This is a genomic window from Blastococcus capsensis, assembly GCF_030165005.1.
GTDB classification, from domain to species: domain Bacteria; phylum Actinomycetota; class Actinomycetes; order Mycobacteriales; family Geodermatophilaceae; genus Blastococcus; species Blastococcus capsensis.
In genome coordinates, this window is the sequence record NZ_JASNNW010000002.1 from 99,600 (window position 1) to 119,413 (window position 19,814).

20 protein-coding genes are annotated in these 19,814 nt (G+C 68.8%); 16 read left to right on the forward strand and 4 right to left on the reverse strand.

Features of this window, described 5'->3' with window-relative positions:
- The first annotated feature begins 30 nt into the window (after positions 1-30).
- Positions 31-213, forward strand: coding sequence for a hypothetical protein (locus tag QOZ86_RS02820; protein WP_284490432.1), 183 nt, complete (start codon positions 31-33; stop codon positions 211-213).
- Between the two features lie 21 nt (positions 214-234).
- On the opposite strand, the gene QOZ86_RS02825 is transcribed toward QOZ86_RS02820, so the two are convergent.
- The 3 genes from QOZ86_RS02825 to QOZ86_RS02835 form a co-directional block, all read right to left on the reverse strand.
- Positions 235-690, reverse strand: a complete 456-nt coding sequence (locus QOZ86_RS02825; RefSeq protein ID WP_284490433.1) for an RpiB/LacA/LacB family sugar-phosphate isomerase — start codon at positions 688-690, stop codon at positions 235-237.
- A gap of 11 nt (positions 691-701) precedes the next feature.
- Positions 702-1,646 carry an ABC transporter substrate-binding protein gene (locus tag QOZ86_RS02830; RefSeq protein WP_284490434.1) on the reverse strand — a complete coding sequence of 315 codons (945 nt, stop codon included), beginning with the start codon at positions 1,644-1,646 and terminating at the stop codon, positions 702-704.
- Positions 1,647-2,124: 478 nt separating this feature from the next.
- Positions 2,125-3,318, reverse strand: coding sequence for a cytochrome P450 (locus tag QOZ86_RS02835; protein ID WP_284490435.1), 1,194 nt, complete (start codon positions 3,316-3,318; stop codon positions 2,125-2,127).
- Between the two features lie 298 nt (positions 3,319-3,616).
- On the opposite strand from QOZ86_RS02835, the gene QOZ86_RS02840 reads away from it, so the two are divergent.
- From QOZ86_RS02840 to QOZ86_RS02850, 3 genes are all read left to right on the forward strand, one after another.
- A complete protein-coding gene (locus tag QOZ86_RS02840; protein ID WP_284490436.1) occupies positions 3,617-3,817 on the forward strand; it encodes a transposase in 201 nt (66 codons plus the stop codon).
- A 565-nt stretch (positions 3,818-4,382) separates the two neighbouring features.
- Positions 4,383-5,807, forward strand: coding sequence for an aldehyde dehydrogenase (locus tag QOZ86_RS02845; RefSeq protein ID WP_284490437.1), 1,425 nt, complete (start codon positions 4,383-4,385; stop codon positions 5,805-5,807).
- 318 nt (positions 5,808-6,125) lie between these two features.
- On the forward strand, positions 6,126-6,887 hold the full coding sequence (locus tag QOZ86_RS02850) for an SDR family NAD(P)-dependent oxidoreductase (RefSeq protein WP_284490438.1): 762 nt from the start codon (positions 6,126-6,128) through the stop codon (positions 6,885-6,887).
- A 614-nt stretch (positions 6,888-7,501) separates the two neighbouring features.
- Here the strand turns inward: QOZ86_RS02850 and QOZ86_RS02855 are convergent.
- Positions 7,502-8,023 carry a putative antibiotic biosynthesis monooxygenase gene (locus tag QOZ86_RS02855; protein WP_284490439.1) on the reverse strand — a complete coding sequence of 174 codons (522 nt, stop codon included), beginning with the start codon at positions 8,021-8,023 and terminating at the stop codon, positions 7,502-7,504.
- A 193-nt stretch (positions 8,024-8,216) separates the two neighbouring features.
- Here QOZ86_RS02855 and QOZ86_RS02860 point away from each other — a divergent pair, with 193 nt between their 5' ends.
- The 12 genes from QOZ86_RS02860 (at position 8,217) to hcaB (ending at position 19,800) form a co-directional block, all read left to right on the forward strand.
- The gene (locus tag QOZ86_RS02860; protein WP_284490440.1) at positions 8,217-9,122 is read left to right on the forward strand and encodes a polysaccharide deacetylase family protein; all 906 of its coding nucleotides are present in this window, start codon (positions 8,217-8,219) and stop codon (positions 9,120-9,122) included.
- Positions 9,119-9,775 carry an N-carbamoylsarcosine amidohydrolase gene (locus tag QOZ86_RS02865; protein WP_284490441.1) on the forward strand — a complete coding sequence of 219 codons (657 nt, stop codon included), beginning with the start codon at positions 9,119-9,121 and terminating at the stop codon, positions 9,773-9,775. The genes QOZ86_RS02860 and QOZ86_RS02865 overlap by 4 nt, the downstream gene beginning before the upstream one ends.
- A gap of 459 nt (positions 9,776-10,234) precedes the next feature.
- Positions 10,235-10,843 (forward strand): cysteine hydrolase family protein, encoded by a 609-nt coding sequence (locus QOZ86_RS02870; RefSeq protein ID WP_284490442.1) that lies wholly within the window; start codon positions 10,235-10,237, stop codon positions 10,841-10,843.
- A gap of 697 nt (positions 10,844-11,540) precedes the next feature.
- Positions 11,541-12,125: a DDE-type integrase/transposase/recombinase gene (locus tag QOZ86_RS02875; RefSeq protein ID WP_284490443.1), complete on the forward strand. Its 585-nt coding sequence runs from the start codon at positions 11,541-11,543 to the stop codon at positions 12,123-12,125.
- Between the two features lie 188 nt (positions 12,126-12,313).
- A complete protein-coding gene (locus tag QOZ86_RS02880; RefSeq protein WP_284490444.1) occupies positions 12,314-13,312 on the forward strand; it encodes a tripartite tricarboxylate transporter substrate-binding protein in 999 nt (332 codons plus the stop codon).
- A 153-nt stretch (positions 13,313-13,465) separates the two neighbouring features.
- Complete coding sequence (locus QOZ86_RS02885; RefSeq protein WP_284490445.1) at positions 13,466-14,974, forward strand: tripartite tricarboxylate transporter permease; 1,509 nt, start codon at positions 13,466-13,468, stop codon at positions 14,972-14,974.
- Positions 14,971-15,495, forward strand: a complete 525-nt coding sequence (locus QOZ86_RS02890) for a tripartite tricarboxylate transporter TctB family protein (RefSeq protein WP_284490446.1) — start codon at positions 14,971-14,973, stop codon at positions 15,493-15,495. The genes QOZ86_RS02885 and QOZ86_RS02890 overlap by 4 nt, the downstream gene beginning before the upstream one ends.
- Complete coding sequence (locus tag QOZ86_RS02895; RefSeq protein WP_284490447.1) at positions 15,492-16,079, forward strand: GNAT family N-acetyltransferase; 588 nt, start codon at positions 15,492-15,494, stop codon at positions 16,077-16,079. Before QOZ86_RS02890 ends, QOZ86_RS02895 begins: the two co-directional genes overlap by 4 nt.
- A gap of 409 nt (positions 16,080-16,488) precedes the next feature.
- On the forward strand, positions 16,489-17,958 hold the full coding sequence (locus QOZ86_RS02900; RefSeq protein ID WP_284490448.1) for an aromatic ring-hydroxylating dioxygenase subunit alpha: 1,470 nt from the start codon (positions 16,489-16,491) through the stop codon (positions 17,956-17,958).
- Positions 17,955-18,599 (forward strand): 3-phenylpropionate/cinnamic acid dioxygenase subunit beta, encoded by a 645-nt coding sequence (locus QOZ86_RS02905; RefSeq protein WP_284490449.1) that lies wholly within the window; start codon positions 17,955-17,957, stop codon positions 18,597-18,599. The genes QOZ86_RS02900 and QOZ86_RS02905 overlap by 4 nt, the downstream gene beginning before the upstream one ends.
- Positions 18,596-18,988, forward strand: a complete 393-nt coding sequence (locus QOZ86_RS02910) for a hypothetical protein (RefSeq protein ID WP_284490450.1) — start codon at positions 18,596-18,598, stop codon at positions 18,986-18,988. The genes QOZ86_RS02905 and QOZ86_RS02910 overlap by 4 nt, the downstream gene beginning before the upstream one ends.
- Entirely contained in the window at positions 18,985-19,800 is an 816-nt protein-coding gene (hcaB, locus tag QOZ86_RS02915; protein WP_284490451.1) for a 3-(cis-5,6-dihydroxycyclohexa-1,3-dien-1-yl)propanoate dehydrogenase, read from the forward strand. The genes QOZ86_RS02910 and hcaB overlap by 4 nt, the downstream gene beginning before the upstream one ends.
- Positions 19,801-19,814 lie beyond the last annotated feature (14 nt).

A 19,814-nucleotide genomic window follows, 5' to 3' on the forward strand; every position in this document is an offset into this window, starting at 1 on the left:
AGCCCACTCGAGATCGCGAGGAGATCTGCCATGAGCACCGGAATGCCCGCCCCCTGGTTCGTCAGCGAGGGCGTCAGCGCGGAGATGATCGGCAGCGGCGAGCCGCGCCTGCGCCGGTACCGCGGCGGGAACGGCTCGTGGTTCACCAGCGCCGCCGCGTTCCTGGGCCGCCTGCGCCCGGTGACGACCCGGGTGCCCGCGCTCGGCCGCTGATCCACCGCGGGGGCGAGCCGCTCAGTGCAGCGACTCGCCCCGCTCCAGCGCCTCGATCATCGCCACGCGGCGGGCGTGCACGTCCCCCTTGAACGGCGTCGCCAGCCAGGTGCGCAGCACGAGCTCGGCGGTGTCGGGCGGGATGACCTTGGCCCCGAGGACCAGCACGTTGGCGTCGTTGTTGCCGCGCGAGATCTCCGCGTGCCAGACGTCGGGACACAGCCCCGCGCGGATGCCGACGATCTTGTTGCAGGCGATGACCTCGCCCTGTCCGCTGCCGCCGACGACGACGCCGGCGTCGGCTCGGCCGTCGACGACGCGGCGGCAGACGTCCTCGCACAGCGGCGGGTAGTCGACCAGCTCCTCGTGCGAGGCCGCGCCGCGGTCGTCGACCTCGTGGCCGCCGGCCCGCAGCGCCTCGATCAACCGGTCCTTCAGCGCCACGCCGTTGTGGTCGGCCGCGATCGCGATCCGCACGGCCGCCGCCCTCAGCCCACGACGTCGCGGGTGTCGGCGGTGAAGACGTCCTCGAGCTTCGGCGCACGGTCGAGGATCTTCTGGTCGACGGCGCTGCGCAGCAGCTCCTCGAGCACCTGCCGGTTCGGCTCGATGCCGTAGGGCAACGGGTCGTCCCAGCCGGTCAGCTCCATCACCGTGCGGTGCATGCGGTCGGTCGCCGTCTCCTCCGGCAGCGTGCCGGCCCGCAACTGGTCGACGTAGCGCCGCTTGGACTCGGCGAAGGCGTCGAACACCCGCCGCCCCAGGTCGGGGTGCTGCTCGAGCAGCTCGTCCCGGATGACCACCAGGTGGTTGATCGGCCACAGCCCGCGCTGCTCCAGCGCTGCATGGGCAGCGTCGTCCGGCAGCAGCGGCCGCGCGTCGGGGGAGTCGATCTCCACCCCGACCACCGCGGCCAGGTCACCGCTGGCGAGCATCTCGTCCAGGGTCCGGCCCGCGTCGACGGGGACGACGTTGGCCGGCGGTCGGTAGGCGGCGACGTGCTCGTCACCGGAGAGCACCCAGGTGATCGAGTCGAGGTCGACGCCGTGCTCGTCGGCGAGGACCGACCGCGCCCACACGCCGGTGGTCACCGTGTAGCCGCGGTTGACGCCGACCTTCTTCCCCTCCAGGTCCTTGGGCGAGGTGATGCCGTGCCGGGTGTCCACCGTGATCGCGTTGTGGTGGAAGCCGCGGACGAGGAACGCCGGGACGGCGGTGAAGGCCACGCCGTGCGCCTTGGCGGTGAGGTAGGTCGTCAGCGCCATCTCGCAGACGTCGAACTCCAGGGTCCGCACCATCCGGCGGAAGCCCTGCACCAGGACCGGGACCTCCTCGAAGTCGAAGGTCGCGCCCTCCGGCGTGACGGTCCCGTCGAGAAGGGCGCGGTTGTTCCCCTGGGGGCGCGTGACGGTGCGCAGGTGCAGGTCGGTCATGGGCGCGGACGGTAGCAGGGGCTTGGTCTGACCAATAGACCTTGACTAAGGTGGGCGGGGCGCACGCCGCGAACCGTCCGGGACCTGGTGAAGGCGCTGAAGCGGAGGCAGGGTGGAGCAGTGCCAGCACCGAAGACGTGCCCCGACGAGCTGCGTGAGCGGGCGATCCGACTCGCCCTCGGCTTGGTGGACGGTCCGGTGGAGTCGAGTGTGACGCCGCCTACCGGCAAGTGGGCGAGGTGCTGGGGATCGTCCCGACGCCCTGCGGAACCAGGTGCAGCAACGCCAGTCCTCCCACCACATCAGCCAAACCGGGTGGGTTGGTGAGCCGACCTATCGCGCCCGACACCCCACACCCAACTTGACCTCGAACTCATAGATTGGTCGGTCGAGGATAACCAGTCGGGTCGCCGCAGGAGCGCCACGCGCGCGGACCGCCGAGGAACCCACCGACCAGCCGACTTCGGCCGGCTGGCGTTCATCGCCCCGCCCCGACCTCCGCAGTGAAGGTGGCGGGCAGGCTGGAGAGGCCACGGAGCACGTTATTGATCTTACGCACCGGCTCGCCCACGCTGATGGTGTCCAGCTGGCCAAGCAGGGCGTCGAGGACCGCACGCAGCTCGATCCTGGCCAGCGCCTGACCGGCGCAGGCATGCGGCCCCATCCCGAAGGTGAGGTGGCCGGCCGGGTTGCGGCGGACGTCGAATCGGTCCGGGTCCGGGTACTGCCGCTCGTCCCGGTTGGCGCTGGCGTACACCACGGCCACTCGCTGCCCCTCATCGATCTGTACGCCGGCCAGCTCCACCCGTTCCGCGGCGACCCGGGAGAACAACTGGGCCGGGGCCTCCATGCGGAACACCTCGTTGATGGCCGACGGCGCCAAGGTCGGGGCGGCCTTCAGCTCGCGCCACGCGTCCGGGTGGCTGCCCAGGAGCTGGATCATGGCGCTGAGCGCGTTGACGGTGGTGTCCATGCCGGCGGTCAGGTAGGCCGAGAGCAGGTGCAGGCAGTACTCCTCCGGAATGAGGCCGGCGTCCGCGGCCTCGTACACGGCGGCACCCATGCTGCCAGGAGTCAGCTGCTCCCGGGTGGCTACCGTGCGGATGTACTCGAATTGTTCTCCAATGGCCTCCATGCCAGCCTCGGTGCGCTCGTTGAGCGGGCCGAACGCGTTGAAGGCACCGTTGGCCCACAGCAGGAGCTGACTGCGGTGGTCCTCGGGCAGCCCGATCAGCTCACCGACGACCTGAACCGGGAAGATCTCCGCGAACTCCCGAACGGCGTCGAAGGAGTCGCGCCGGGCGACCTCGGCGACCAACTCCGCGGCCCGGGCGCGGATAGTTTTCTCGACGTCCCGCAGCGCCCGCGGGCCGAGTCGCGGCTCGAGGACCGAGCGGAGCATGCCGTGCCGCGGCTGGTCCGACGCGATAATACTGCTGGACCGGACCTCGTTGAACCCGGCGTTGAATCCGACCCCACGACCGGAGACGAAATGCTCAGCGTCGAGCAGGACCGCCCGGACCTCGGCGTAGCGCGTCACCGCGAGGAAGTCGTACTTCGGCACCCGCACGACCGGACCCATCCGCCGCATCTCTGCATACGTCGGGTAAGGATCGCGGAGCACGTCCTCGTCGAAGAGGTCGACGTCGCACTCCGGAATCGTCACTGACACCACTGGGCTACCTCCATCGTCACCCGGCGGGAAGAGGCGGACCCGATCCAACCGGCCCGTTCACTCAGAGCCGGCGCCGATGTGCGGACATGTGTAGAGCTTCGGGTGGCTCCTGCTGTGCAGAGCATCTTACCGGTACGCAGAGCTCCGATCGCCACCCCGGCGCCTAACCGCCCTCGGACGCGTTGCCCAAGGGGGTGGCGATGCCCACCACCCTGCCGGTGACAGTGACGGCCACCCGCCGGGCCGGTTCGGTCCGCTGAAGTGATCCCCGCGAGTCGAACACAGGCAGGCGGCGATGCTTGTCGTTGACGGCGGCCGTGGCGTACGAGACGTCGCCCGCCAGCTCGACGTCAACCAGGAAACGCTGCGGAGCTGGGTCGGCGCGCTCACGCGTGAGCGGGCCACGCCCGGTGGGCCGGTCAGCGGCGACGAGTGGGCCGAGCTGACCCGACGGCGCCGCCGCGTGGCCAAGCTGGAACCCGAGAAAGAGATCTAGGAAAAGCCGTGTCTTCTTCGCGCGGGAGATCGCAGAGCAGCGCGCATACGATCCACACCACCCACAGGGCGCGGCAGACGGTCGTGTCATCGTGCGCCAGCGCATCGGTCGCCCACATGACTGCCCCAGTGGTCAGCGCCGCCCCGCGGCGCGACGAGATCGGGAACGTGCCGCCAGATCCACAATCTCATGCCAGGTGATGCCATGCGGCGACCGAAGTGCTACACAGCACACCACTATGTACGGCGCACCGCGGGACATGGTGGCCGCAGCGGGACTCACCCTGCACTTCAGATGAGGGCGACTGTCGGTGCACCCCCCGGGAATGCCCTCGGTACCTCCTGCGAATGTCCGGATAATAGGTGGACCGGAGCGCCGACTGCAGCTCCGATACACGCCGGCGGCGACTCGGGCAGTACTGAAGGGCTTCCTGATGTCGTCAAGGCCGGGTCGGGCTCCCATCGGAACGCGGTGGAAGACTGCGCTGCCCCGAGTGTGTCGACATCTGAACGAACTGTGGGCCGGGACGCCAGCGCAGTCTCGACCCCGAGTGGAGGCTATGACCATGACCCAGGACCGCCGCGAGATGTTCGTCGACGGGAAGTTCCGGCCGGTAAGCACGTCAGATCACATCTCGATCATCGACCCCGCCACCGAGGTGACGATCGGGAGCATCGCTGACAGCAACGAAGCCGACGTCTCCCGGGCAGTCGCAGCGGCGCAGACGGCTCTGCCCGGGTGGAAGGAGACGTCGCCGCAGGAACGTGCGGCTTACCTGCGTGCGTTGGCGGACTGCTACGCAGAACGGGCTGAGGACATGGCCGCCCTGGTGACACATCAGAACGGAGCCGTGATCAAGCGATCCCGCCGTACCAACGGCACGCGCCCGGTGGCCATATACCGCTACAACGCCCAGCTGGCCGACACGTTCGAGCCCGAGTCGGTATTGAGCCCGGATGACCCCTCACTCGTCCGCCGGGAACCGCTCGGCGTGGTGGGTGCGATCGTTCCGTGGAACGCCCCGCAATCCCTCCTGGCATCGAAGCTGGGCCCCGCCCTCGCGGCCGGTTGCACGGTAGTGGTCAAGCCGTCGCCCGAGACCTCACTGGACACCTTCATGCTTGCCGAGATGTTGAACGAGATCGGCCTTCCGCCGGGCGTTGTCAACGTCGTGACGGGGGGCCGTGAGGCCGGTACCGCCCTCGTCCGGCATCCCGGCATCGACAAGGTCTCCTTTACGGGTTCGACAGCCGCCGGCCGGGTGATCGCGGCGACCTGCGGCGAGATGCTGAAGCATGTGACCGCTGAGCTCGGAGGGAAGTCGGCGGCCGTGGTCCTCGATGACGCCGACCTCGACGTGTTCGCGGCCAACCTGATCTCGACCTGCCTGCCCAACACTGGACAGGTCTGCTATTCCTGCACTCGAATCCTTGCGCCCCGGTCGCGATTCGCCGAGGTCGTGGACCTGGTGGTCGAGACGCTGGGCAATGCTGTCATCGGCGACCCGAAAGACCCCACGAGCGACTTCGGGCCCTTGGTATCGGAGGTCCAACGCCAGCGGGTCGAGTCATACATCCAGTCGGCGATTGCAGCCGGCGCTCGTTCGGCCCTGGGTGGCGGAAGACCTATGGGCCTTCCGAACGGGTACTACGTGGAGCCGACGGTGCTGGTGGACATCCGTAGGGAAATGCGCGTCTTCCGTGAGGAGATTTTCGGTCCGGTTCTGGTTGTCGTCCCATTCGACGACGACGCTGACGCTGTCAGGATGGCCAACGACTCGTCTTATGGCCTTGGGGGAAGCGTATTCAGCAAAGACATTTCCCGCGCCACTGCGGTGGCGCGCCAAATGGAGACCGGAAGCATTGCCATCAACGGGCACGACCGCAGTGACGCCGCCCCCGCGCATGGTTACAAGGATAGTGGCGTCGGAGGCGATCCCGGCCTCGCGGGGTACTTGCAATTGAAGAGCATCAGTCGGCCCCGCAGCTGAACGCTTGCTTGTCGTTGTCAACTTAGATTGATCGGCGTACGGGTGGCGTCGATCGGGGCATCGCCATGAACGTTGGACGATCGGCCGCCTTGTGTTCGTAGAGAGGCCCACTGATCAGCGTCCGCTCCCCGGGCTTGGTCCGGGGTTGTCGGCCTGGGGTAGCGGTGTCACTCTTCTGGTGCCGACCGACTCCTTGGGTGACCGCCTTTCCGCGTCCCCGTCTCGTCTTTCCTGCAATACGCCTCTTCTTTCCTAAAGTACGACGAGTCCGGCCCGACGCCGCATTCGTTGCAGTCGGGGTGCGCTATGCTCCCCGGCATGGATGACATGCCCGGTAAGGTCGTCATTGTGACTGGTGCGGCACGCGGCATCGGGGCCAAGTATGCCCTCGCGTTCGCCGCCCATGGCTGTCGGGTGGTGGTCGCCGATGTGGCCTCCACGGACGAAATCTCGGAAAAGGTGGGTGCCACGGGCGCGGAATGCGTGTCGGTGCACGCCGACCTGAGCTCCCGAGTTGACGCCGAAGCGATGGCGGCTGCCGCGATCGACCGGTGGGGCCGCGTCGATGTGCTCGTAAACAACGCAGCCCGATACGCCGGGTTGTATCGGGGTCCCCTCGAGGACATCCCGCCGCAGGAATGGGATGACGTCATGGCGGTGAACGTCCGAGGGGTGTGGAACGCCACGGCGGCGGTGCTTCCTCCGATGCGGGCTCAGGCATCGGGTGCCATCGTGAACATCTCTTCCGGCACCGTTCTCAAGGGCACGGCCGGGGCGCTGCACTACGTTGCGTCCAAGGGTGCGGTCCTCGCCATGACCAGGGCCGTGGCGCGAGAGGTCGGCGGCGCAGGAATTCGAGTCAACTGTGTCACCCCCGGCCTTGTGAGCAACGAGGCGAGCCGGGAAGGCAGGGAGGCGGAATTCGCGGAGCGGGTGGCTCAGCGGACACAGGAGCGCAGTCTGCCGCGCGAGATGCACGAGGAAGACCTCGCCGGGGCAGTGCTGTTTCTTGCCTCTGACGCCAGTGGGTTCATCACCGGGCAGAACCTGAACGTTGATGGCGGAACCGTATTCTACTGACTCCAGCGCCTTTCACTGCGCGAGCCCCGCTGCGGGTATCGCTCGGCGTACGCCATGCGTTCAGGGCGGTCGGCGGCAGGAGGGCACTCCCGCCCGGCAGAAAACCTGGTCTTGCCCGAGCGAGACGGGGCCGGCGGTCTGATGTGCTGATCCCCTACCGTGAAGATCTGCGTGGGGAGGGTCATGGTGAGCTTCTCGGGGTCGGGCTCGGAGGCTCGGCCTCGGTGAGGACCCCAGTGGCGTGGTCCGCACGAGTCACATCTGCCCTGATGGCGTCAGGACCCGTGTCCGTGACGGTCTGTCCGGCCGCAGTGGCGGGTGAGGCGAGGAGAGGGACCTCGCCGTGTCGGCCCGGCCCCCAGGGAACGCCCGGGACTGGAGGAGGGGGCGGGGAGGAGCGGTGCGCCCCGGTCGGCGGTCATCACCTAACTGGGAAGCGAGAGCTCGGCGATGTGGAACTCGTCGCAGCATCCGAGGAGGGTCTCTTCAACGGTCAGGTCGAACAAGTTCAGCAGGGCTCCATCGACACGCGCCGCGCCGTCGCGCAGCGGCTGGATGTGGTGCTAGACCTGAGAAGCCATGGTGGACAGTGACCGTCGCCGCAAGAGCTCCGCTCACCGGCGCGAGGCTCGTCCGGGACGCGACCCGATCAGCCGCTGGACGGCGGGAATTCCCAGATATACGGCCAGCGGGACGAGCACGGCCGTGGTGAGCACGGTCCGCGGGAGAACGGGGATCGCGGCGAGCGGCGACTCGGCGGCGACGTTGAGCAGGAGCGCGAAGGGCAAGAGGCCGGCCCAGACCACAAGCGCGGTCTTCCATCGGGCCTGCTGTGGCCCGCCAACGCCCAGCGGCGCCGCCACGATGGCTCCATCGGTGAGCTCGTCGCCGAGTGCGAGCAGGTCGGTCCGCGCAGGGCTGCTCTCCCACGCCGAGGCCGCGGCCGCACTGGCGAACGTCAGGGCCACCGTGACGAGGAACGCGCCTTTGTCGCGGCGCAGCCAGATCTTCGAGTCGACATGCCCGTGAAACGTGGCCGCCGTCGCGCTCAGGGTCGTGGCCCAGCGGTGCAGATCGTCCTCGTGGGCGGGACGGGCTTGCCGGGTCGCGGCCACCGTCACCGGGAGAGCGGTCATCACTGCTTCTCCGTTCACTGCCGGGTCCGGCGACGGGGGCAGGAAGCTGGCGCAGCCGTCCGGCGTTGACAGCCTCGGGTTCGGTGGCCTAGAACACCGTCTGTGCAGAGCAAGATTCTGCGTTGCGGAGCAAGGGGTTGCAAATCGGCCCCCGGCGCGCCTCTCCGTACAGTCGAGCGACGGGACGTTAGCCATGGACAACCAGCTGTTCTCGTACAGTCCAATCACCGAACGGCCTCCGATGACCTGGCCGGGCGGGGCGCGGGTTGCCTTCTATCTCGCGTTGAACATCGAGCACTACCAGGTCGACAAGCCGTCGACGAGCATCTTCGGAGGAACGGCCGGCCTGGCCCCCGACCCGCTCAACTACGGCTGGCGCGACTACGGCGCCCGGGTCGGGATCTGGCGCATGATCGAGAGCCTGGACCGCCACGGCGTCCGGGCCAGCGCGCTGATCAACTCCGACGTCTGCAGCCGATATCCGCAGATCGTGCGAGCCGGCCTGGACCGGGACTGGGCCTGGGTGGCGCACGGCCGGGACAACTCGACCTTCCAGGCGGGGATGGACCGGGAAGAGGAGCGGGCGTACCTCACGGAGGTGGTCGACACGATTGAGAGGGCTACCGGACGTCGTCCGCAGGGCTGGCTCGGGCCGGCCCTGACGGAGACCTTCGAGACGCCGTCCCTGCTCGCCGAGCTGGGCCTGCGCTACACGTTGGATTGGACCAACGACGACCAGCCCTACGAGCTCGACGTCCCCGGCATGTGCAGCGTCCCCTACTCAATCGAGATGAACGACGTCACGCTCTTTGTGACCAAGAGCTATACCGGCCCAGAGTTCCTGCAGGCGGTCCGCGACCAGCTGGACCAGCTGTATGCAGACTCCGCCGACTCAGGCCGAGTGATGGCCCTGTGCGTGCACCCGTTCAGCGTCAACCAGCCGTTCCGGAACAAGTACATGGACCAGGCCCTGGAGTACGTCGCCGGCCACGAGGGTGTGTGGCTCGCCACCAGTGACGAGATCGCCGAGGCCTATCGCGTGCAGCGCGGCGCCGCGGTGCAGCAGTCTGCCGGTGCGGGGACTGGGGCCGCACAGTGAGCACGGTGGTACAGGAGTACGCCCGGCTGCGCCAGGAGTTCCGTGAAAAGGGGCTTGGCCGCCGGGTTGGCTTCGGGCAGCGACCGGCGCTGCTGGCGGTGGACTTCATCACCGGCTTCACCGATCTCCGTTCGCCGCTGGCGGGCGAGCTCGATGCCCAGCTGGAGGCGACCAACGCGCTGCTGGAGCCGGCGAGGGCGGCCGGGATCCCGGTCGTCTTCTCGACGGTGGCCTACGACGCCGACCTGCAGGAGGCCGGCATCTGGCTCCGCAAGATTCCGGCGAACAGTTGGCTGGTCGAGGGCAGCGAGTGGGTCGAGGTGGACAAGCGACTCAACCAGCGGCCAGGGGAGATGACGCTGGTGAAGAAGTACGCCTCGTGCTTCTTCGGCACCGACCTGGCGGCCCGCCTGATCTCCCGCCGCATCGACACCCTGATCATCACCGGCTGCACCACCAGCGGCTGCGTGCGCGCTACTGCCGTGGACGCCTGCTCGTACGGGTTCCACACGATCGTGGTGGAGGAGGCGGTCGGTGACCGGGCGGCGCTGCCGCACGCCGCCAGCCTCTTCGACATCGATGCAAAGTACGGCGATGTCGTCGGTCTAGAAGAAGCCTGCACTTACCTCCGCGGACGGGTGCCTCCGCCGTGACGCGGCAGCCGCCCCCCGCCGAGTGAGCCGCGCGCACCTACCGAGTCGCCGATACCCAGGAGTGGTGGGGGACCGACGTGGTGACCCGCGTCGGCGGTGGGCGGTGGGCGGCGGGCGGCGGGCGCCGGCTGCGGCAGCGGCCCGGTCACCGAGCAGTTGCTCGGCCACTACCCGGACCCCCGGGTGGTGGTTCTCGACCGCTCTCCAGCCAGATGCTGAGCGCCGCACGCCAGGCGGCGGTCCAGCCACGAACCTGTAAGCGGCCACGTTGCCCGGACCGCGCCGGTCGCGGTGCGTGACGTCAGTGTCCGGTCACCATCGACGCCGGCGGTGGTCAGTGGGCGACCAGCCCCGACCAGCATGTCGGGCAGCGCCCGAGCTCTCGACCGACCACAACAAGTCTCGCAAGGTGCTGGAGAGCCCCATATGTCCAGAAGCACATTTCGCAATGCGCCGGGGATGACCGCGCTGATCGTTGTGGACGTGCAGAACGACTTCTGCGACCCGGCTGGCGTCTGCGGAGTGGCAGGCAGCGACACGTCCGGCGTGGTGGACATGGTGCCCCGTCTGGAGCGCCTCCTGAAGTCGGCGAGAGCCGCAGGCGTCTTCGTCGTATTCGTCCAGACTACGCATGACGAGACCACCGACAGCGTCGTCTGGCTCTCCCGCCGGGCGGTCGACACGGCACTGGCAGGTACACCGACATCCACATGTCGCCCCGGGTCGTGGGGAGCAGAGTTCTATAAGGTGACGCCGGCTCCAGACGAGCCGGTGGTCATCAAGCACCGGTATTCAGCGTTCACGGACACAAACTTGGACGCGGTCCTGCGCGGCGGGGGGATCACGTCCCTCTTGTTCGCCGGTGTGTCCACCGACGTGTGTGTGGAGTCCAGTTTGCGGGACGGGCTTTTCCACGACTACCACGTCACGCTGGTGGAGGACTGTTGTGCCAGCTACCACCCGGAAGGCCACGCTGCGACGATCAGGACCGTGAGTCGATACTTCGGGGCAGTCACCACAAGCGGGGAGCTGGCGCAGGCATGGACGTCCGTGTCCGGATCCGTATGAGGGGGCGGGTGTTGAGCGTCGTCTGCCTGGCCACCTCGCCTGGAGCGTCGGGGTCTGCACATCTGAGACGCCATGGGCCTACCCGACCCCGCCCCCAAGGATGAAGATCCTGGATCGTGGTGCACCAAGGATCTTGGACACGGCGCTGTCGGCGTGCCTGAGGGCGGCTGGGGTGCCGCTGCACTCGCGCTCGGAGGCCGGACCGGCCACCGCCGCCGGGTGGACAGACCCCTAAGCAGGAGCTCGCCCGGGTGTGCGCCGGGGTCGCTGAGCCAGAGGCGGCCGAGTGGAAGCTGAACAGCGAGCGGGACATCCTCCGCACGGCGGTCAAGTACTTCGCCGGGGAGAAGCGCTCGTGAGCTGCTTCCAGTTCGTCGCCGACCACCGACACGCCTTCGAGGTGCAGCGGCTGTGCCAGACCGTGGAGATCTCCCGGTCCTCGTTCTACGCCTGGGCAGCCGACACTGAGGCGCGGTCGGCCCGCGCCCAGGCCGACCAGGAGCTCGCGCAGCGGATCCGTGTCCTTGCACGCCGCCGACCGGGCCTACGGGGCGCTGCGGGTGACCGCCGAGTTCAACGACGGGGCCCCAGCCGAGGCGCGGGCGAACCACAAGGGGGTCGCCCCCGTGGTGGCCGACAACGGCATCGCCGGCATCCGGCTGCGCGCACCACCATCCCCAAGCCGGCCGACCAGGTCGTGCCTGACCTGCTCCAAGGCAACTTCGGCGCCGACGCACCCAACAGCGTCTACGTCGGGGGCGTAATCTGCCTGCTCTGCGGTGGTGGCCGGAACCTGTACCTGGCGACGGTGATCGACTGTTTCTCCCGCCGACTGGTCGGCTGGTCGATCACCGACCACATGCCCACCAAACTGGTCACCGAGGCGCTGAGCGCGGCCGCCGCCGAGCGCGGCAGCCTCACCGCCCTGTGCGCGATCTTCCACAGCGCCCAGCACACGTCTCGTGCCTACGCCGACCTGTGCACCCGCCTCGGCGTGTCCGGATCGATGGGCGCGGTGGGCTCCAGCGGGCCGGCAACGCTCCGGCGGAGTCGTGCAACGCCATCCTCAAGCGGAGACCCTCGCCGGCGCCCGCGGCTTGGACAACCCCGCAGCCGCCCGCCGCGCGGTGTGCGCCTGGATCACACGCTACGACACCCGCCGCCGGCAGTCCTGGGCCAGACCAGCCCGATCACCTACGAGAACAGCACCGCCGCTCCACGCTGCCAATCGCTGCGTAGGCACATCCCGAGCCGAGGCCAGGGGCAGTCCCGCCCGACATAACGGCTCTGCAACACAGAGCACGCCACTGGACACCGGAAATCTCATCCCTTACGGTCTAGCGGCTGTGTGTCCCTGGTCACGACATGGAAGACGTCCACCCGTGGGACACGGACTCATCCGTCTAGAGGAGCGCGCGAGTGGTGGTCAAGTCCGGAACGAAGATCCGAACAGTGGGGAGTCGCACGGGTGTGGCCGCCGCGCTGATGGCCACGGTCGTCGGTTGCTCGAGCGGTGGTGACGTCGAGGCAACAGGTGAAGGTGGCAGCCCCTTCGAGGGGGAGACGATCGACTTCGTCGTGCCCTTCGACCCGGGCGGCGGGTACGACACCTACACCCGGCTCATCGCCCCGTACCTGGGTGAGTGCCTGGGAGCCGAGGTGGTCGTGCTCAACGAGCCAGGTGCGGGCAGTCTTCTCGCCACCGGCCGGACGGCGACGTCCGCGCCGGACGGGCTGCGCATCCAGATCATGAACATGCCGGGTGTCCTCAGCTCGCAGATCGCCGAGGCCGAAGGCGTCCGTTTTGACCTCAGCGAGTTCTCCTGGATCGGCCGGATCGCCGCCCCGCCGGAGGTGGTGCTCGTCCAGCCCAGTGGCGAGTACCAGAGCTTCGAGGATCTGATGGCAGCGACCGAGGAAGTCCAGTTCGTGGCCACGGGTCCCGGCGCCAGCGACTACATCAACGCCTCGGTCCTGGCGCAAGCCTATGGCATCCCGTTCAAGCTCACCACCGGCTTCTCCGGCTCGCAAGAGGCGACCAACGCCGTGGTCGCCGGCAATGCCGACGTGCACGTCATGCCCTTCGACACGGTGCTGCCCGTGATCACCAGCGACCAGGCTAAGGCGGCCGCTGTCGTCGACGACGAGCTGCCGGAGTACATGACGGAGGCTCCGCTGATCGGTCAGTTCCCGCCGCCGGGTGACGGCGGCCAGGAGCTGCTCGACAGCCTGATGAACCTTTCGGCGGCCGGGCGGGCGGTCGCGGCGCCTCCCGGTGTCCCGGAGGAGGAGCTCACCGCACTGCGGGAGGGCTTCAGCTGTGCCATGGAGAACCAGGAGCTGCTCGACGAGCTCGCAGAGCAGGAGCGGCCGGTGAACTTTCTGGGCGGCAAGGAGACCGCCGACCTGGTCCAGCAGGTGCTCGACTCGCCCAAGGAGTTCCAGGAGGCAGTCAAGAACTCCTTCTGAGCCCAGCGCCCCGGATCGCCGCCCGGCGAGTATCGGTCGGCAGTCCGGGGCGTATGGCCGGGGCCGCCCGGCCGAAGTCGCATTCCCACGGCCGCAGCCGGACGCTGCGCCCCTCAGTCGCACCACCCGGTGCGGCGCCCGTTAGAGGTGAGCATGTTCGACGCGTTCTTCGGAAGTCTGGTCGAGGTCCTGCAACCGCAGACCATGGCCCTGCTGGTGACCGGTGTGGCGGTCGGCTTCCTGGTGGGCATCCTGCCGGGCCTGGGCGGGCCGGTCACGTTGGCCCTGATGCTGCCCTTCACGTTCAGCATGGAGCCGATCCAGGCGTTCGCCTTCCTGCTCGGCATGCTGGTGGTGACATCGACGACTGGGGACATCACCTCGGTGCTCTTCGGCATCCCCGGTGAGGCAACCGCAGCCGCCGCGGCGCTGGACGGCTATCCACTGACCCGGCGCGGTGAAGGTGGCCGCGCGTTGGGTGCCGTGCTGTTCAGCTCCCTGCTCGGGTCGCTGATCGGAGCGGCGGTGCTTGCCGCGGCCGTGCCGATCATCCGGCCGGTGGTCCTCGCCTTAGGCGCCCCAGAGTTCTTCGTCTTGACCCTCCTCGGGCTGACGTTCGTGGTGGCGCTGTCCGGCCACCAGGTGATCAAGGGTTTCTTGATGGCCGCCGCCGGCCTGCTGGTCGCGGTCGTCGGCGTCGACTCCCAGGACGGTGTCCCCCGCTACACCTTCGACCAGCTCTACCTGTTCGACGGTATCGGGCTGGTCCCGCTGGTGATCGGCCTGTTCGGCGGCGCAGAGGTCCTCCAGCTGATGCTCAGCCGGCAGAGCATCGCCGGCGGTGCGGAGGCTCCGAGCAAGGTGACCGGGGTCGGCCAGGGGATCCGCGACACCCTGAGGAACTGGTCGGTGGTGGTCCGGTCCAGCGCCATCGGCGTGACAGTCGGCATGATCCCCGGGCTGGGCGGCTCGGTCGCCCAGTTCATCGCCTACGGCTCGGCCAAGCAGTCGTCGAAGAACCCCGAGCTGTTCGGCAAGGGCGCCATTGACGGGGTCATCGCCAGTGGTGCGAACAATAACGCCCGCGACAGCGGGAGCCTGATCCCGACCATCGCCTTCGGCATCCCCGGCGGGGCGAATACCGCCGTTCTGCTCAGCGCCTTCCTCATCGTCGGGTTGAACCCCGGCCCGGAGATGCTCACCACGAACGTCGACGTCACGTTCTCGATGGTCTGGATCACGGTCATCGCCAACGCCATCGCCGTGGCCGCCGCTTTCCTGGTGCTCAAGCCACTGACCCGGCTCACCTTCATCTCCGGTCCGCTGCTGGTGCCGTTCCTGGTCCTGCTGATGGCGCTGGGCGCCTACAGTGCGACCAATTCCTACGGCGACATCCTGACCATGCTGGCCGCCGCCGCCATCGGCGTGGCGTGCATCCGGTGGAACTGGCCGCGGATCCCGTTCCTGCTCGCCGTCGTCCTCGGCGGCCTGGCCGAGCGGTACCTCTTCGTCTCCTACGGCCTGTTCGGCTGGTCCTGGCTCAGCCGGCCGGTGGTGATCGGCCTGCTGGTCGTCATGGCCCTGGTGCTGTTCGCCCCGCTGATCCGCCAAATCCGCGACAGACGCCGCGACCGCTCCCGCGATGAGGTGACCGTGCCGTGAGCACGTCCAGCAGCACTCCGCCGAACTCTTCGCCGACCCGGCGAGTCGCACTGGCCGATCTACTCCTCACCGTGGGCATGCTCGCGATCTTCGTCATCGCGTTCCTCACCGCGCTGGACTGGTCGTTCAACACCGGGGTCTTCCCGCTGCTGATTACCGGGCTGGGAATCGCCCTCGCCGTGCTTCACCTCGTCGTCCTGCTGGTCCGCCGGCCTGTTCCGGACCTGCACCCGCATGGCGAGGATGAGGAGGTCGAGGCGATGGACGTCGAGTACGCCTTCGAGCACGCCGGCCGCGCCATGTGGGCCCGCACCCTGGCATGGGTGTTCAGCTTCTTCCTCCTGCTCTACGTCGCCGGCATCTTCATCGCCGCGCCGGTCTTCACCATCGCCTACCTGCGGCTCTCGGCAAAGGCCTCCTGGCTGCTGAGCGTGGTCTATGCCGTCGTCATCGGCCTGGCCCTGTACGCCAGCTTCGTGGTCTTCCTCGGGCTTCCCACGCCGCCGGGGTTGTTCCAGTGACCGGCGCGGGCGGCAACCCCCTGGAGGCGCACGGGCGGGTCGTGCTGCGGACCGAGCGGCTGGAGATGCGCCCGCTCAGCCGGGCGTATCTCCCGCACATGCTCGCGTTGTACGAAGACCCGCGGGTGACCGAGTTCCTCGTGCCGCTGGACGAGGCCGGTCATCTGCGGCGGCTCGCCGAGGCCGAGCAGATGTGGGCGTCGAGGGGGTTCGGGCGGGTCGCGATCCACGCGCGGGACGGCGGCCGCTTTCTCGGCCGCGGCGGGCTGCACTACTGGGCGCAGTTCGACGAGGTGGAGGTCGGCTGGGCGCTGCGCACGGAGGCTTGGGGACGCGGTTTCGCCACCGAGGCCGCGCGGGCGTGGCTGGAATGGGGCCTGACGAACCTGGACGTTCCCTATCTGACCGCATGCATCGCACCGGACAACATGGCGTCCCGTTCCGTCGCGGCGCGACTCGGCATGTCGGTGCTGCGCGCGGACATCTTCCACGGACGCGAGGTCCTGGTCCACGCTCTGCACCGCGCCCAGACGGACGTGTCGCCGGGCGACGGCGACGAGCTGCCGGGCGGGGAGCGGCGATGAGCGGGCACCCTGGCCTTGCCCATCGAGTGGTATGACCGGATGCAGGCCCTGCGGGACGGAGCGGTCCCGCTGCGGGGCCCGGCCCTTGACTTCCTGCCGGTGCGGATAGAGGAGGCCTTCGACCGCATGTCGCGGTTCCGAGAGTTCGAACGTGGCCGAGCTATCGGACGTCCCGGCCAGCCACCGGGTGCGAGGCGGAGCCCGGCGGGAGGCATCGAGCACGCCGGCCGTCCACATGCGGGTCAGCCGCCCAGCTCCATGGCCGGACGGGACGTCGGGCGGGACCGGATCGCTAGCCTGGCCCCGTTGACGTTATGAGTCCTATCCGCTCTACTGTACAGAGAAGCTGTCTGCGCATCAGAACCGACCATGGCGTCCCTGTCGGGGACGTCCGAAGGGGGCGACAACGATGACCGATCAAACCGGCGTCCTGGCGGACGTGCGGCGGGGCATGATCCCGGCGCACATCTACAACGACCGCGAGCTTTTCGAACTCGAGCGGGAACGGATCTTCGGTCGGGCCTGGATCTTCGTCGCCCACGAGTCGGAGATCGCCAAGCCCGGCGACTACGTCGTCCGCCGCGTGCTGGAGGATTCCTTCATCGTCGCCCGCGACGAAAAGGGTGAGATCCGGGCACACTTCAACATGTGCCTGCACCGCGGCATGCAGGTGTGCCGGGCCGAGATCGGCAACGCCTCGCACTTCCGATGCCCCTATCACGGCTGGTCGTACCGCAACGACGGCCGCATCGTGGGGCTGCCGTTTCACCAGGACGCCTACGGCGGCGAAGCCGGGTTCAAGCGCAAGGGGCAGCGGCTCCTGCCGGCTCCCAATCTGGCGACCTACAACGGCCTGATCTTCATCTCGATGGACCCCGACGCCGAGCCGCTGGAGGACTTCCTCGGCGACTTCCGGTTCTACCTCGACTACTACACCAAGCAGAGCCCCAGCGGCATCGAGCTGCGCGGCCCCCAGCGGTGGCGGGTCAAGGCAAATTGGAAGATCGGCGCCGAGAACTTCGCCGGCGACATGTACCACACGCCGCAGACGCACACGTCCGTGGTCGAGATCGGGCTGTTCCGGGAGCCGAAGGCGGAGAAGCGCAAGGACGGCTGCACCTACTGGGCCGGCGCCGGCGGCGGAACGACGTACAAGCTCCCGGAAGGGGACCTGGACGAGCGACTGCGCTACGTCGGATACCCCCAGGAGATGGTCGACCGGATGAAGCATTCTCTGTCGGAAGACCAGCTCAAGGTGGTCGGCGACGACGGGTTCATGATCTCCGCGGCGTCGGCGTTCCCCAACCTGTCCTTCGTGCACAACTGGCCGCGGGTGGCGGAGTCCGATGACGTGCTGCCATTCATATCCATCCGGCAGTGGCAGCCGGTCAGCGAGAACGAGACCGAGGTGTTGTCCTGGTTCGCCGTGGACGCCGAGGCGCCTGAGGAATTCAAGGCGCTCTCCTACAAGGCCTACCTGATGTGCTTCGGGTCGACGGGCATGTTCGAGCAGGACGACGTGGAGAACTGGGTGTCGCTGACCAACACCGCGGCTGGGTCGATGGCCCGCCGCCTGCTGCTCAACAGCCGGATGGGAATCCTGGAGGATGGCACGGAAGTGGTTCCGGCGCTGACCCCTGAGCAGTTCCACGGCCCGGGTGTCGCGCACACCGGGTACGGGGAGTACAACCAGCGCGAGCTGCTCAACCGGTGGGCCGACCACCTGGAGCGGCCGGTGTCGACGGTGTCGACCGTAGAGGTCGGCGGCCCCGCCGCCGGCCCCGCGGCGGCGGGCACCGCGGCCGGTGCGGCGCCGGCCGGTGCTCCGCCGAACGCGGTCGCCCCGACCGCCGCCGACCAGGTCCGGGCGCAGGCATGAGCACCCCGGCTACCACGACCTCGACGACGCCCGGGACGACTGCGGCGGCGCCGGAGGCAGCGCCGGTGGAGACGCATTCGACCCGGTCGGTGCTGGGCGCGCACGCCTCGCGGCTGCAGCGGGTCGGCGCGACGCTGCCCTTCGACGACGAGCGGCACCTAGCCGCGCACCGATGGCTGGTCGACGAGGCCTGGCTGCTGGATGCCCAGGCCTACTCCGACTGGCTGGCGCTGCTCACCGAGGACATCCACTATGTGATGCCGGTGCGGGTCACCACGGCGCTGGGTGCCGGTTTCGACACCTCGCCGGGGATGGCCCACTTCGACGAGGACTGGTACTCGCTGTCCCGGCGGGTGGCCCGTTTCCTCACCGAGCACGCCTGGACCGAGGACCCGCCGTCCCGGCTGCGGCACCACCTGTCCAACGTGCGGACCTTCGCCACCGAGGACCCCGACCACCTGATCGTGGACTCCGCCACCCTGCTGTTCCGCAACCGGGGTGACGTGCACGAGGGGTCGCTGGTGTCGGCCGGCCGGGAGGACCTGCTGCGCCGCACGCCGGAGGGCTGGAAGCTCGCCCGCCGGACGATCATGGTTGACGACTCGGTGATGCGGATGCAGAACCTGGCGATCTTCCTGTGAGCGAGCAGGAGGTCGGGCTGCACTGGGAAGGGGAACAGGAGGACGCGCAGGCCGCCCGCCGGGCCGCGGCCCAGCGCGCGTCCTTGCTCGACGGTGCCCGCGGTGAGGCGATCACCATCGCCAACGAGTTCGCCGAGGTCCGGGTGGTGCGGGTCGACACCCGCAACGGCTCACGGCTGCTGATCGAGTCACCCAAGTCCGGGCAGTGGGTGGCCCTGGATCCGATCGAGATGGAAGCGCTCACCTGGCAGAACACCGCCACGTTCTCCGCGATGATCGGCAACCCCTTCGGTCCGCTGATCCCCGAGGGGACGGGGGGGATCGTGGTCGCCCGCACGGCCGACGGCGACGACGAGGCCCGAGGAGTGCCAGAGGGCGGCAACCGATGAGCGTCCGCTCGGGCGGCTGGCTCGGCGGCCGACGGGCACTGGTCGTCGGCGCCGGATCCGGCATCGGCCGGGCGGTCGTCGACGCCTTCCTCGCCGAGGGGGCCCGGGTCGCCGCGCTGGAGCGTGACCCGGACAAGTGCGCGGCGCTGGCGCAGGCGGTGCCGGAGGTTCCGGTGACCGTCGGGGACGCGACCACCCGCGGGGCCAACGAGGCGGCGGTGACCGCTGCCGTCGATGCGTTCGGCGGCCTGGACGTGCTGGTCAGCTGCGTCGGGATCTTCGACTACTACCGTAGCATCACCGACTTGGACCCCGACGTGCTGGACACCGCGTTCGACGAGATCTTCCACCCGAACGTGAAGTCGATGTTGCACTCGGTGAAGGCCGCGATCCCCGCTCTGCAGGAGTCCGGGCAGGCGTCGATCGTGCTCACCGAGTCCACCTCGGCCTACTACCCGGGCCGGGGCGGCGTGCTGTACCTGGCGTCGAAGTTCGCCGTCCGCGGGCTGGTCACCGCACTCGCCCACGACCTGGCCCCTGACGTGCGGGTCAACGGCGTTGCGCCCGGCGGCACGCTGAACACCGACCTGCGCGGGCTGCCCAGCCTTGGGCTGGCCGAACGCAGCCTGGGCAACACGCCGAACCGGGCCGAGGAAATGGCCGCCCGCGTACCGCTGCGGGTGGCGCTGTCCGCCGAGGACATGGCCTGGAGCTTCGTGTTCCTCGCCTCCGACCGGGCCCGCGGCATCACCGGGACCACCGTGCACCCCGACGGCGGGGTCGGGATCTCCGCCGCCAAGAAACGATCCTGACCGAGAGGAATGCC

Coding starts and splice junctions, on each gene's coding strand:
- QOZ86_RS02820 (WP_284490432.1), top strand. CDS start 31: ATGAGCACCGGAATGCCCGCCCCCTGGTTCGTCAGCGAGGGCGTCAGC.
- QOZ86_RS02830 (WP_284490434.1), bottom strand. CDS start 1,646: ATGACCGACCTGCACCTGCGCACCGTCACGCGCCCCCAGGGGAACAAC.
- QOZ86_RS02840 (WP_284490436.1), top strand. CDS start 3,617: ATGCTTGTCGTTGACGGCGGCCGTGGCGTACGAGACGTCGCCCGCCAG.
- QOZ86_RS02845 (WP_284490437.1), top strand. CDS start 4,383: ATGACCCAGGACCGCCGCGAGATGTTCGTCGACGGGAAGTTCCGGCCG.
- QOZ86_RS02850 (WP_284490438.1), top strand. CDS start 6,126: ATGGATGACATGCCCGGTAAGGTCGTCATTGTGACTGGTGCGGCACGC.
- QOZ86_RS02855 (WP_284490439.1), bottom strand. CDS start 8,023: ATGACCGCTCTCCCGGTGACGGTGGCCGCGACCCGGCAAGCCCGTCCC.
- QOZ86_RS02860 (WP_284490440.1), top strand. CDS start 8,217: ATGGACAACCAGCTGTTCTCGTACAGTCCAATCACCGAACGGCCTCCG.
- QOZ86_RS02870 (WP_284490442.1), top strand. CDS start 10,235: ATGACCGCGCTGATCGTTGTGGACGTGCAGAACGACTTCTGCGACCCG.
- QOZ86_RS02885 (WP_284490445.1), top strand. CDS start 13,466: ATGTTCGACGCGTTCTTCGGAAGTCTGGTCGAGGTCCTGCAACCGCAG.
- QOZ86_RS02900 (WP_284490448.1), top strand. CDS start 16,489: ATGACCGATCAAACCGGCGTCCTGGCGGACGTGCGGCGGGGCATGATC.
- QOZ86_RS02905 (WP_284490449.1), top strand. CDS start 17,955: ATGAGCACCCCGGCTACCACGACCTCGACGACGCCCGGGACGACTGCG.
- hcaB (WP_284490451.1), top strand. CDS start 18,985: ATGAGCGTCCGCTCGGGCGGCTGGCTCGGCGGCCGACGGGCACTGGTC.